Source organism: Pseudarthrobacter sp. KH_020_B, from assembly GCF_057840185.1.
The window spans coordinates 796,252-809,100 of record NZ_CM174506.1; the positions used below are offsets into that span (position 1 = coordinate 796,252).

9 protein-coding genes and 1 tRNA gene are annotated in these 12,849 nt (G+C 65.2%); 2 read left to right on the forward strand and 8 right to left on the reverse strand.

The features are described 5' to 3' along the window. Positions 1-124: 124 nt before the first annotated feature. From AC3IT0_RS03845 to AC3IT0_RS03855, 3 genes are all read right to left on the reverse strand, one after another. Positions 125-212, reverse strand: a tRNA-Ser gene (locus AC3IT0_RS03845). A 135-nt stretch (positions 213-347) separates the two neighbouring features. Beyond that, positions 348-875 (reverse strand): GNAT family N-acetyltransferase, encoded by a 528-nt coding sequence (locus tag AC3IT0_RS03850; protein WP_489322476.1) that lies wholly within the window; start codon positions 873-875, stop codon positions 348-350. After that, on the reverse strand, positions 875-3,145 hold the full coding sequence (locus tag AC3IT0_RS03855) for a prolyl oligopeptidase family serine peptidase (protein WP_489322477.1): 2,271 nt from the start codon (positions 3,143-3,145) through the stop codon (positions 875-877). The genes AC3IT0_RS03850 and AC3IT0_RS03855 overlap by 1 nt, the downstream gene beginning before the upstream one ends. Positions 3,146-3,220: 75 nt before the next feature. Between AC3IT0_RS03855 and AC3IT0_RS03860 the strand changes: the two genes are divergently transcribed. Continuing rightward, entirely contained in the window at positions 3,221-5,269 is a 2,049-nt protein-coding gene (locus tag AC3IT0_RS03860) for an FAD/NAD(P)-binding protein (RefSeq protein ID WP_489322478.1), read from the forward strand. A 397-nt stretch (positions 5,270-5,666) separates the two neighbouring features. Here AC3IT0_RS03860 and AC3IT0_RS03865 read toward each other — a convergent pair whose 3' ends face one another. After that, positions 5,667-6,011, reverse strand: a complete 345-nt coding sequence (locus AC3IT0_RS03865) for an AAA family ATPase (protein WP_489323713.1) — start codon at positions 6,009-6,011, stop codon at positions 5,667-5,669. A 141-nt stretch (positions 6,012-6,152) separates the two neighbouring features. Between AC3IT0_RS03865 and AC3IT0_RS03870 the strand changes: the two genes are divergently transcribed. Next, the gene (locus AC3IT0_RS03870; RefSeq protein ID WP_489322479.1) at positions 6,153-8,936 is read left to right on the forward strand and encodes a phytase; all 2,784 of its coding nucleotides are present in this window, start codon (positions 6,153-6,155) and stop codon (positions 8,934-8,936) included. A 937-nt stretch (positions 8,937-9,873) separates the two neighbouring features. Here the strand turns inward: AC3IT0_RS03870 and AC3IT0_RS03875 are convergent. From AC3IT0_RS03875 to AC3IT0_RS03890, 4 genes are read right to left on the reverse strand one after another with little or no spacing between them, the layout of a single operon-like run. Then, entirely contained in the window at positions 9,874-10,377 is a 504-nt protein-coding gene (locus tag AC3IT0_RS03875) for a DUF6262 family protein (RefSeq protein WP_489322480.1), read from the reverse strand. Beyond that, on the reverse strand, positions 10,374-10,661 hold the full coding sequence (locus AC3IT0_RS03880; RefSeq protein ID WP_489322481.1) for a hypothetical protein: 288 nt from the start codon (positions 10,659-10,661) through the stop codon (positions 10,374-10,376). The genes AC3IT0_RS03875 and AC3IT0_RS03880 overlap by 4 nt, the downstream gene beginning before the upstream one ends. Continuing rightward, positions 10,658-11,881 (reverse strand): hypothetical protein, encoded by a 1,224-nt coding sequence (locus tag AC3IT0_RS03885; protein WP_489322482.1) that lies wholly within the window; start codon positions 11,879-11,881, stop codon positions 10,658-10,660. The genes AC3IT0_RS03880 and AC3IT0_RS03885 overlap by 4 nt, the downstream gene beginning before the upstream one ends. Before the next feature lie 4 nt (positions 11,882-11,885). Next, positions 11,886-12,644: a tyrosine-type recombinase/integrase gene (locus AC3IT0_RS03890; protein ID WP_489322483.1), complete on the reverse strand. Its 759-nt coding sequence runs from the start codon at positions 12,642-12,644 to the stop codon at positions 11,886-11,888. Positions 12,645-12,849 lie beyond the last annotated feature (205 nt).

The following is a 12,849-nucleotide window of genomic DNA, read 5'->3' on the forward strand; positions in this document are numbered from 1 at the left end:
GGTAGCAGTAACTGTCGTTGTGAGCGTCCATAACGACAGTTACTGCTACCTAGTTGGGGGGCCAGCCAGACGCGCATGTGCCCTCGGAACGCAAAAGGCCCCGGTCCAGGACCGGGGCCAAACGCGGAGACGGGGGGATTTGAACCCCCGGTGGAGTTGTGCCCCACACTTCATTAGCAGTGAAGCCCATTCGGCCGCTCTGGCACGTCTCCAATGGCTATTACTAGCCCACCAAGGATACGCAGAACCGGGCACGCAGTGCAAAACGGCCATGGGTTCCGGCCCAAGGCAGCCCGCGGACGGCCGGCAACTGGCAGGCCCTGCCATGCCCGGGGTTGCGGTCCACCTCAGATGTCGGGCTGCGCGGGGCGGACCATCCTGATTTCGCGGAGGTTTTCCCAGCCAGTGATCCGGTCCTCGGCACCGTCAGCAGCAAAGCCGAAGCGGGTATAGAAACCGATGGCTCTGCCGTTGTCTGCTGCAACCCACAGGCTCGCCGCGTTATTGCCCAGGGCAGCTTCGAGAAGCCGGCGCCCCAGGCCCAGCCCCTGATGCGAGGCCAACAAATACAATCCCCAGAGCTCCAGGTCACCGGACGACGGCGGCGGGTGGCCCTCCGGGGAGCCGGGAGCGGGCTGTCGGCGGGTGCCGGCGAATCCGACCACAGTGCCGTCGTCGCACGCTGCCCACACCTCGGCGGGGTCCGGCCGGTCCAGCAGCTGGTGCCATAGTGCCAGCCGGCCTGCCGGATCCACGGCGGACAGGAAACTGTCGGACAGCATGCCGCGGTACGTTTCCTGCCAGCAGCGGACATGGACAGCGGCAAGCCGTTCCACGTCAGCCGAGACTGCCCGCCGCACCGACAACCCGGACATCAGCCGCCTGCCAGGGTCCGCCACAGGAAGTGCTGGCTGCGGGCCTGCAGCGCGGCGGCCTGCCGGTTGTCCGAAGCCCCGGCGTGGCCGCCTTCCAGCGCCTCGTGGAACCAGACATTCGGGATTCCCATCGCCAGCATCCGGGCAGCCATCTTGCGCGCCTGGACCGGCCCTACCCGGTCATCAGAGGTGGCCGTCCAGATGAAGGTTTCCGGGTACTCCACGCCGTCCTTGAGCAGGTGGTAGGGCGAGAACGTCTTGATGTACTCCCATTCCGCCGCCACATCCGGGTCGCCGTATTCGGCGATCCAGGAGTGCCCGGCGGAGAGCCTGGTGTAACGCCTCATGTCCAGCAGTGGAACGCCACAGGAGACAGCCCCGAAGAGCTCCGGGTAGCGCGTGAGCATGTTGCCCACCAGCAGCCCGCCGTTGGAGCCACCTACGCAGCCAAGCCGCTCCCGTGACGTGACGCCACGGGAGACGAGGTGCTGCGCAACGGCCGCGAAGTCTTCGAAGGCACGGTGCCGGTTTTCCTTGAGCGCGGCCCGGTGCCATGACGGCCCGTATTCGCCGCCGCCGCGGATGTTGGCCACCACGTAGACGCCGCCGCGGGAGTGCGCCGCCTCGCCGGGCCCGCCGGAGGTTGCGGTCCTGCGTTCCAGCCAAGCCCGGCCGACGGTTCCGCTGTACGCAGGGGTCCGGGAGACTTCAAAGCCGCCGTAGCCGGAGAGCTGCGTGGGGTTCTGCCCGTCCAGGACCAGGTCCCGCGAGGCCACCTGGAAGTAGGGGACCCGGGTGCCATCTGCGGATACGGCGAAGTGCTGCTGCACCTCGTACTGGTCGTCATTAAAGAACGACGGCGACGCCTTGACTGCCGCATGGCTGCTCACCACGCCAGCCGTCCCGGCAGCGCCCGCTCCGGAGCCTGCCGTCCCGGCAGAATCCCGTGTGAGGCTTCCGCGCATCAGTGTGCTGGGGGTGGTGAAACCGGTGGCGACCAGCCAGAAGTCGTCGCCAGCACCGCCGTCGGCCGGTCCTTCATCCTCGTCGTCCACCGCGTAGGCGTTGACGTCGTGCAGCGGCGGGCAGGCGTCCAGCAGCGAAGAAGCCCAGGCACCCCCGTCGGCCGCGCCGCCACCGGTCGCGCCCCCGTCGGCCGCAGCGCCGGGCACGGACGGATCCAGGACCCGGATCTCGGACGAGACGTCCCGCAAAAGGTTCAGCAGCAGGAAATTCCGGGTCCAGCTCCAGGACTGCAGCGACGTGTGTGCATCCGGCGAAAACAGCACCAGAAGATCCCGTGAGCCCGCGAGGTAGTCCTCGAACTTGGCGGCCAACAAGGACCCGGCGGGGTAGGTGCTGCCCTCAAGGGACCAGTCCTGCTGCGGCCGGAACAGGAGCCACTCGCGGTGCGCGCTGAGGTTCACATCCGTCGGCGCGTCGATCTCGAGCCAGGCGTCGTCCCCGCGGATGAACGTGCTGCGGTTGTAGAAGTCGATGTAGTCCACGGCGAAGGTTCGCTCGAAACCGGGAGTGGAGTCGTGCGCCACCACAGCCATCATGTGGTCCTCCGGCACTTCAAAAAGCCGGGCAGCCGCGGAGAGGGCTTCGCCGCGTCGCAGGGTGACGGCCGTCCGGGCGTAGGAGGAGGCGGTCCGCGGCAGGTCCCCGGCGGTGGAAGCGACCAGCAGCGTGTCCGTGTCCAGCCACGAGACGTTCCCCTTCGCCGTCGGGAGGTCAAAGCCGCCGTCAGCCGGGTCAACAAAGGTGCGGGTTTCGACGTCGAACTCGCGGTAGCGGTTGGCGTCGCCGCCGTCGGGGGAGAGCGCCAGCAGCGCGAGGCGGTACGGTTCCCCTTCGGCGGGGCGCAGGAACGTGGCGCCGTGGAATACCCACTCTTCGCCTTCGGCGGCGGCGAGCGCATCCACATCCAGCAGGACATCCCAGTCGGGGGAGTCCGTCAGGTAGCTTTCCCAGGTGGTGCGGCGCCACAGGCCCTTCGGGTTCGCCTGGTCTTTCCAGAAGTTGTAGTACCACTCGCCGCGCTTGCCCACCATGGCGATCCGGTCCGTGGAGTCCAGCACCTCCAGGATGCGTCCTTCCAGGCCCGCGTAGTCGGCGTCTTCCAGCAGGTCCTCGGTGCGGGCGTTCTGCTCGCGGACCCAGGCAAGCGGCGCCTCGCCGTAGATTTCCTCCAGCCAGACGTTCTCATCAGTGGGTTCGGGGGCGGGCGATGAACCGGATGCTTGATCAGCTGCAGTGGTGGTCATGCGCCCCATCCAAACAACATTTTCGCGCCGCAAGCAAGTCAAGTGCCCGGGGCGCATGCCGATACTCTGGATGCCGTGGGTAAATCGAAGAGCATCCGGACAGCCATCATCGGCGCCGGACCGCGGGGAACCAGTGTGCTGGAGCGCCTGCTCGCCCACGCAGCCGCCTACGCTGCAGCCCACTCCGGCCCCTCATCCCTTCATATTGACGTCATCGACCCCTATCCCGCGGGCCCGGGGCACGTGTGGCAGCCCGGCCAGTCCCGGCTGTACCTCATGAACACCCAGTCCTTCTACCCGACGGTCATCCCTGAGGACTCCCGGCTGGCGCCGCCCGTCGCGGGCACCACGTTCGACCGCTGGCGTGCCCGGCAGCAGCGTGAGCCGATGCCGTCCCTGACGTCGGACGAGCGGTCCGAACTGGCTGCGTTGGGATCGCGGAACTTCCCCAGCCGGGCCCTGTACGGCCGCTACCTGCGCTGCACGCTGGACGAGTTGACGGAAAAACTGCCCGCTGGCGTCACCGTCAGGTTCCACGAAACCACCGCCGTGTCGGTGCGCCCGTCGGGCGACCGAACAGCCCGGACGCCGGGGGACGGAACAGCCCGGACGCCGGGAGGCGGCCCAACAGAAGACGGCACAACAGAAGACGGCACCCCAAGCGGCACAACCCCAAGTACCGGAACGTTCGACGTCGGACTCGCCGGCGGCGGGTCCCTCACGGTCGATTCCGTGGTCCTGGCCTTGGGGCACCTTGCGTCCCGGCTGAACCCTGAGCAGCGCGAACTCCGGGCATCGGCCGCCCAGCTGGGCCTGAGCTACTTCCCGCCGGCCGTCCCGGCGGACGTCGACTGGGCCGCGGTTCCGGCCGCCGACCCGGTCCTGGTCCGGGGCATGGGGCTGAACTTCTTCGACGTCATGGGCCAGCTCACGGAGGGCCGCGGCGGAAAATTCATCGACGCCGGACCCCGGCTTGAGTATCAGCCGTCCGGCCAGGAGCCGCTCATCATTGCCGCCTCCCGCCGCGGCACCCCGTACCGCGCCAAGGCCGCGCTGGCCGGCTACTACCCGGCGTCGGTCACCCTGCGGTACCTGACCGCGGCCGCGCTGGAGCGGTTCGCGGCCACCGGGATCCGCCCGGGTTTCGACCACGATCTCTGGCCCCTGCTGCACCGCGACACCCTCTGGGCCTACTACTCCACCCTGGTGCGCTCGCAGCCGGCGGCCGTCCCCGACGCGTCCGCGTTCCTGGCCGCGCTGGAGGAGGCGCTGCGGCCGCATGCCCACAGTGCCGCCAACTGGGAGGCGGCGGTGGAGAGCGTCCTTGCCGTGCACGTCGGGCCGCGGCACCGGCTGGATCTGCCAGGTCTCGCGTCTCCCCTGGCGGGCAAGTCCTTCGCGTCGCGTGCTGAACTGGACGCCGCCGTCGTCGAGTATTTGCTGGATGACGCCCGCCGCTCCGCACTCGGCGAGGAGGATCCGGTGAAGATGGCCATCGGCGCCCTGCATCATGGCCGCGCGGTGCTGAAAACGGCAGTGGCCGACGGCGGCATCACCGATGAGTCCTGGGTGGCCGGCCTGCGTGGCTGGTTTGAGTCGTTTGTGGAGGGCCTGGCCAGTGGCCCGCCCGCGCTGCGCGCTGAACAGCTGGCGGCCCTGGCGCGCGCCGGCGTGGTCAGCTTCGTGGGACCCGATCCGCGGTTCAGCGTGGACCGCCGGTCCGGCCGTTTCACCGCAGTCTCGCCCTGGGTGAACGGTCCGCCGGTGGCCGCGAAGACCATGGTGGAGGCCCTCGCGCCGGCGAACCGAGTGTCCGCGAACGATTCACCGCTGCTGGAACAGCTCCTCGCGGACGGGATGGTGCGGCCCCGGCTGATGATGACGGCGGAAGGTGCGCCGGTCCAGGCCACCGGGCTCGACGTTGCGCCGCACCCGTACCGGCCGGTGGCGGCCAACGGCTCGGTCACCGACGGTCTCTATGTGCTGGGCCTCCAACTCTCGGCCACGCAATGGGGCACGGCCATCGCCGCGGAAGCAGTCCAGCCGGGCGGCCCCACATACGCCAGCGGGCAGCGGACGCTCCGCGACGCCGACGAAATCGCGCAGGCGATCCTCGGGCACTGAGGATCCCGGCCGCGACGAAATATTCGTCCATACGTCCCCTGAGTTTTTGTCCAGATAACTGCCCCTGAGCCTGTGAATCGCAGCGATGAATGGCGGGGTTTCCGCAGCGATAAATGTCACCCCCGGCCGCCCCCTAGCCGAACGCTCTACGGACACAATGGAAGCTGAACTCGGATGAAGGCGAAGATCCTCACCGGGCGATTGGCTGCGTAGTATCCCATCCGGGCAATGTGCCTTCGGGGAATCGTGAAGCAACCTGCAGATCGCGGACGTTTCGTGATTACCGCCGTGTTCAGTGTCCGATGAGGAGGGCTTCCTGGGCGGCGTCAACAGCTTCCGGTGTCAGTTGGTCGCGCGGACGATCGCGGCGAGGGCTGCGGAGTGTGCGAGTCCAGCGTCATCTGGGTCGGGCCCGGGGAGGCTTTGTGCCACAGCAGCGGCGAGTTCGTCGCCCGTACTCGTGGGCGAAGCCTATGCGGCTATAGAGCTGGGGATAGCGAGCGAGGCGTTTCTCGATGGCGGGCATGCCTATTAGGATGACGCCCATGCTGTGGCGGTCGTAGAAGTCGCGGACTTGCTTGAGGCCGGTGGTCTTGAGCCGGTCGGCTTCGTCGATGATGAGTAGATCGGTCTGCCCGCTGTGCTGGGATTCGGTGTGAACGTATGAGTCGACGTGCCCGTGTTCGGCGTAGTTCTCAAGCCAGCAACCAAGTACCGGGGGCAGAAAATCAGGTAGTGCCAGCCGATATTCGGGTACCTGGCCTTATTCTGGGCTGGTCCGGCCGCGGGTAGGCTTCATCTACGGCGCGGAATGTTGCTGGGGGCGTCCGTATCGGACGTCCGGTGCCTTCGTGCAGCGCACCGGCCAACGGATAGGAAATCCATGGCTCACACTGTTAGTGTTCGACGCACGCAGGCGGCTGGCGGATCCTTGCGCCACGCTCCCACGCTGCTCCGGCTACTGCTTGTCGCGGTTTTAGCTGCCGCCCTCGCAGGCCTCAACGTACTCATCGCCCCGCAAGCGCATGCGGCGGACGTCCTCGTGACTCCGTCGGCAGAGACAACACCCGTTCCGAGCTCTAGTGACGCGGCAGACGACACCGCGATCTGGATACACCCAACGGATCCGTCGCAGAGCGTGGTGATCGGTACGGACAAATTAAGTACCGGAGGCGTGGGGGTCTACGACCTGTCGGGGCGCCAGTTACATTTCTACCCGCACGGCAGTATGAACAACGTCGATCTCCGGTACAACTTTCCGTTGGGCAGTGAGCGCATCGCCCTCGTCGGCGTGACGGAGAGGAATGTGGAGTCGACCGGCGTTCGATTCTACAAGGTGAACGTCGCGGATCGGTCCCTGACAGAGGTGGGGCGCATCAGCACTCCAGGTAGGCCTCGCGGCTTCGGAATGTATCACTCCCCAGTCTCTGGGAAGTATTACGCCTTTGTGCATGACTTCAATACGAATGTGGTAACCCAGTTCGAGCTGGACGGCTCCAATGGATCGGTTCGAGGGACTGCCGTGCGTTCTTTCGACAACGGCGACAGCTCCGAAGGCATTTCGGCAGATGATGAGCTGCAACGTGTCTATGTGTCCGAGGAGAAAGTCGGCTTGTGGCGGTACGGAGCTGAGCCGGGGGACGGTTCAACCCGGTCACTCGTGGATCGCACCGTGGCAACCGGTGGACGAATAGTGGAGAACGTCAAGAATTCCGCCATTTATTATGGTCGGCAGGGGACCGGTTATCTGATTGTGTCGAGCCAGGGTGGATCCAACTTCGTCATCTACAACCGCGGTGACAACGCCTTCGTCGGCTCCTTCAAGATCATCGATGGAGGCGGCGTCGACGGTGTGAATGGTCAAGACGGGATTGATGTCACCAATTTCCCACTTGGATCTTCCTATCCCGCTGGACTTTTCACCAGCCAGGACCACAACAACACCAATGCGGGCAACGGCAACAGTGGTAACCAAAATCACAAGCTTGTCTCCTGGCAGCGAATTGCCGATGCTTTCAGCCCTCGGCTGCTTGTGGACACCACTTTTGACCCCCGTCAAATAGGAGCAGTGGGCGGAGGAGGAGACCCCGGACCGGATACCGCACCGCCCGATACCTCGATTTCAGGTGGTCCATCAGGGACGATTAGCAGCACTTCGGCTGAGTTCACCTTCACTGCGACGGAGCCTGGGACTTTCGAGTGTGCCTTGGATGGGGGTGCCTTCGAGGGATGTACGTCGCCGAAGAATTACGCTGATCTCGCAGTTGGCTCGCACGTCTTCGCGGTGCGAGCGACCGACGCGGCTGGCAACTCCGATCCAACTCCTGCGGAGCGAACCTGGGTAATCGATATGTCCGCGCCTCAGACGGTGACGTTGGCGCCGACAGCGGACGCCTATGTTTCCAGCGCGGCGGCGACGACGAACTACGGGACGGCGCCGAAGCTCGCAGTGGACAACAGCCCGGTGGAGAATGCCTACCTGAAGTTTGATTTGTCGGGACTCGCAGGAAAGACGATCGTAAGCGCGAAGCTCCAACTGCGGGCGACGACCAGCGGCTCAACGGGTACGCAGAACGTCAGGTTGGTTACGGAAGACGCGTGGACTGAGAGCGGCCTCATGTACAGCACAAGGCCGGCTTTGGGCAGCAGTGTGCTGGGCAGTGTCGGACCGGTCACAGGGAACACCGGTTATGAAGTGCCACTGTCTGCGTCAGCCCTTCAGGGTGAGCTTGGCGGCATCCTGTCGCTTGGCATCAACACCACCAGCGGCGACGGGGCCGACTTCGGCTCCAGAGAGACTACGACCCCACCAACGCTGGTGCTCCAGTTAGGATCGGGCACGGGGACGCCACCGGAGGATACCACCGCACCCACGGTGACCTCAGTGACTCCGGCAGAGAATGCACCAGACGCAGCGGTCACCGGAAATGTCACGGCTACGTTTTCGGAGGCCATGGACTCGACGACGGTCAACAGGACGACGTTCACGCTGGCCGAGGGAACTTCAACCACTCCTGTGGATGCGGTCGTCAACCTCAGCAACAACACCGCCACATTGGATCCCACCGCCAATCTCAATCCTGGTACGCAGTACACCGCGAGGGTCACCGGAGCGAAAGATTCCTCCGGCAACACAGTCATCGCTAAGACGTGGACTTTCACTACAGCCGCGGCTACGACGCCCTCGGTGACGGTGACGTTGGCGCCGACAGCGGACGCCTATGTTTCCAGCGCGGCGGCGACGACGAACTACGGGACGGCGCCGAAGCTCGCAGTGGACAACAGCCCGGTGGAGAATGCCTACCTGAAGTTTGATTTGTCGGGACTCGCAGGAAAGACGATCGTAAGCGCGAAGCTCCAACTGCGGGCGACGACCAGCGGCTCAACGGGTACGCAGAACGTCAGGTTGGTTACGGAAGACGCGTGGACTGAGAGCGGCCTCATGTACAGCACAAGGCCGGCTTTGGGCAGCAGTGTGCTGGGCAGTGTCGGACCGGTCACAGGGAACACCGGTTATGCAGTGCCACTGTCTGCGTCAGCCCTTCAGGGTGAGCTTGGCGGCATCCTGTCGCTTGGCATCAACACCACCAGCAGCGACGGGGCCGACTTCGGCTCCAGAGAGACTACGACCCCACCAACGCTGGTGCTCCAACTGCAACAACCGTAGGTAATCGCAGCTGGACCAGCTTCAGGCCTCAGCGCGCCGAACAGTCGTCCCATCTACGGGTCACTCGGCCGGCACGATGCTGGCGTGCCGAATGCTCAGACGCCATGCCGCACCGTGTCGGGTCCGGATGTCTGCGTATCGAAAGGTGGCGTCCCCGTTGAACCTGAAGAGTAAAAGCGCGGACACCGGTAAAGACGCGCAATAGGGCTAGGGGATTTCGCCGAGGCGACCAGAGCACCACTTAGGAGAACAAAAGGCGGGGTCCAGTGGACCCCGCCTTTTGCTTGCTTGTCAGCGGACCCCGGTTAGGTCCTCATCCTTGGGTGCTTCGAGGTTGACCTTGGCCTGCTTCTTGATGAAGAACAGGACCAGGCCGACGGCCAGGAACTCTATTTACCGCAACGTGTGCAGCGCCTGTAGCGGCCGCCATCCTCGGTGGTTTCGATATGCCACTGGTGGCGCAGATTCGTCTTGCACAGCAGGAACTTGAGCATGATGCTTTCCCGTCCGAAGCACGGCAACGCTCAAAAGGGTGACGGATTCCAGCTTAGCTGCGGCCTTCAGCCGCGGCTACTGACGGTGTCGTGGGCACGGCGAGATAATTCTGCCATCACGGGAGGTGCTGCTGCCCGACCGTGGAATATCGAAGGAAATGAGACGCGGATGTGGCACAAAGAAAGCCACGAGATGGGGGACCAGTGGGCTTTCCGGATTCGACAGTACCGGTAGCGGTTTCGGACATCGAGTGAAGTTTCGAGAAATGAGTTCCGGTGCAGACTGTCCCAATTCCAAGGTTCTCTCGGGGTCCGACGGGACTCCGGCAAGGAACAGACTTCGTTTGTGCAGGTCAGGCGTCGTCGGGCGCCACTCTGACGTGGGCCACAGGTGTGGTCCTAGTGATTACACCCGTCGGAGTGTGGCCGGTTGAGCCGGGTCATCAGCTCGCGGTTGGTGGCCCGTGTCGCGTGGAGCTCGTCGTCGTTTTCTGAGAGTTGCCGGCGTTGTTCTGCGGTCTGTTGTTCCAGCTCGGTGACGCGGCGGTGGAGACGGTCGACATCGTCGGGGCACCGAGGCCGGACTCTCGCCACACCCGTTCGCCGAGATGCTCGGACAGACGCTGGCGGAGTTGGGTGTTTTCGCGGGACAGACGGGTGATGCGGTCATGAGCGTTGGCCAGGTCGGCAATGAGGGATGGCCGGCTGACGCTCGGTCCTCCGGTCCTTGCGGTGGTCGGTTCGGCGGCCTTGACGAGCACCGCTGCGTGCAGGTCGCGGTGGCGATAGAGGAAGCTGCGGTCCACCCCGGCGCGGCGGGCGATCGCGGAGATGCTGATTTCGGTGCCCAGATGGACAGCTTGCTCAAGTGCGGCGAGAACACGTTGACGGCATCTTGTGCTGTGGGCTTGCCGGGCCGCGGCGATGCCATTGGTGTTGTTGTTCACGGTCTCTCCAGTCCCACACTGAGATCGGGCAGGCGCTTGATGGCTGGCATACCCAGGCTGGTTACTTGGCGGGTGCGCCGAACGGCAGAAATGGCGGCGGTGATATCGGCTCGTTCGGCGGGGGTTAGCTGTTCGACATGCTCTTGGACACGGTGCACGAGTTCTTTCACCCTGCGGATCTCCTCCTCTGACGGTAAAGCTTCTGTTCTGGCCCAGTTTTCGAGATCGGTGGTTGCCAGCACGCGTTCGCGGTCACGGAGCAGGTCGTGCAGGTAGGCCTTCAACTCGGGCAGGTGCGAGGGATCGGTGTGGAAGTGATCGCAGCCGACGCAGCGAAACCGGAATGGACAGGCGCCACCCCCTGCTTGGACGTTCGAGGGTTCGTGACAGTTGCCGTAAGGCACCGATACTTGGCCGAGCGCGTGGCGCGCATGCTCTTCGTCGAGTAAAGCCTGAGCGTCACGCCAGACGTGCTTGCCGTGCGTTGCGCGTAGGTGTGTCGATAGGAGTAGGGCGTGATCGTGGTCAGGTCATAGCTGCTGCCGTCGGAGCGCCGGAGAGGAGACGGCAGCGCAGCGAGCCAGCCGCGGTGGGCCCGGCCGATGCGATGCCGGGCCATCGCACGTCGGCCGTCCGGGTCTTCCGGGTCCGAGGGCAGCAAAACCAGCGACGCCGAGTTGCTGTCCGGGAACCGCTCCCGGATTGCTTGCTGTTGGGCGATGATCAACTCCGCGGTCGCCTGGGTGATCGGAAGCCGCCGGCCCGGCCGGTTGTTCTTGAGGTCGTCGTAGACCAGGACATAGTTCTCGTCGTGATCGCGGTCTATGCAGTCCCAGGGCAGGTTCAGGATCTCACCGGGTCGGCGGCCTGTGTCGATGAGCAACTCGATCGCAACGGCCAGCCCTTTGGGCGCGCGGGTGCGAAGCAGTGGCAGGGCATCGCAGAGCTGAGCGAGGATCTCGGGCGGCAGCGCCCGGTTTGGAGTCTGCCGGTCCGGGTGTTCGGGAATGTCCTCGCGGCGGAACGCGAAGTCGTCAGGCAGCCCGCTGAGTGGGTCACCGGCCCGGGTCAGGCCGAGCAGCCGCATCTGACGCAGCGCGTGATGAGCCTTCCGACAGTTCAGGGACCGGGATAACGCGGTGATCTTGTCGCAGTGCTCCAGGTAGGCGAGTCGCTGCAGAAACAACTCGATGTCAGGGCGGCCGAGCTCGCGGATGACCAGGCCGCGGTCGCTTCGATGGGCGCGCAGGCTCTCTGATAGACCGGCCAATGCCGCCACGTGAGCTCTTAGCACCGTGGTGACGCCCTCGCCCCGGCGACGTATCAGGTCGTGTATCGCCCACCGTTTCGCGCCTTCGCGTAACCAGGGTTGGCTGATCGCGGTGAAGTCCAACCGCCCGCTGTGGCCAAACAGGGACATCGCCCAGATGTCCTTGGCCTGTTCTGCTTCCAGCTGGTCCTCGTGTGTCGACGTGACCAGCGCACGAGCCGGCACTGCGGTCACCTGGTCACGTTCCCGGTGACGTGGCGGCCTGGGCTACCCGCTCCACCGCAGCCCGCAACCGCTCCGGTGCCGGATGGAGATACACCTGGCTCGAGCTGATCGAGGCATGGCCGAGGAGCTCTTGGACCTCGTCGATGCTCCCGCCGGCGTCCAGGACGTTGCTGGCAAACCCATGACGCAGCGCATGTGGGTGCACCGCCGGATTCAGACCCGCGCGGCGGGAGGCCGCGGCCAGCAGTTCGTTTACCGCAGCGGGAGTCATCGGCGCGCCGATTGGCGCCCGGAACAGGTTCACGAAGACGAAATCGCTCTCACTTGCCGCGGTATTCGTGGCTCTCTCGGTGAAGTACTGGTCGTGGGCATACACGACCACGGAATCCACCGGGACGATCCGGGAGTGCCGCGATTTTGCCCACGCGCCGTTGGTGTTCTGCCTCCGCACCACGTGCAGGTGAGATCCGGGGAAGCTACAGCCCAAGGATGATGAGTCGACCAGGAAATGGACGTCCTCACGCCGCAGTCCAACCAGCTCGCCGCGACGCAACCCCGCCCGCGCGAGCAGCATCACCAGCAACCGGTCGCGCGCCGAGAGGCACGCCCGCAGCAATGCGAGGACTGCGTCATCGCGGGCCCGATCAGGCCGTTGCCTGATGGCCGGAACCCGGTGCCGGGCCTTCATCCGCAGCCTCCAGACGCCGTCCTCGCCGCGCGCCTCAGCCGGCAGATCCTGGCTATCGGCAAGCTCATAGAGATGACCAAGCACCCCTCTCGGAGCGTCGCCGTGATCCACCGCGAAGGACAGAAAACCCCGTACCCCCGCGAGCACACAGTTGATCCGCCGCGGTCCGCGGACCGCAGGCACGACCGCACCGCCGATCGACCGGAAAAGTTCGCATGGTCATCTCCTATGCCAATCATGGCCGCCAGAACGACGAACCCCTGACCGACACACGGAGAGAACCCGTCGT

Coding starts and splice junctions, on each gene's coding strand:
- AC3IT0_RS03850 (WP_489322476.1), bottom strand. CDS start 875: ATGTCCGGGTTGTCGGTGCGGCGGGCAGTCTCGGCTGACGTGGAACGG.
- AC3IT0_RS03855 (WP_489322477.1), bottom strand. CDS start 3,145: ATGACCACCACTGCAGCTGATCAAGCATCCGGTTCATCGCCCGCCCCC.
- AC3IT0_RS03870 (WP_489322479.1), top strand. CDS start 6,153: ATGGCTCACACTGTTAGTGTTCGACGCACGCAGGCGGCTGGCGGATCC.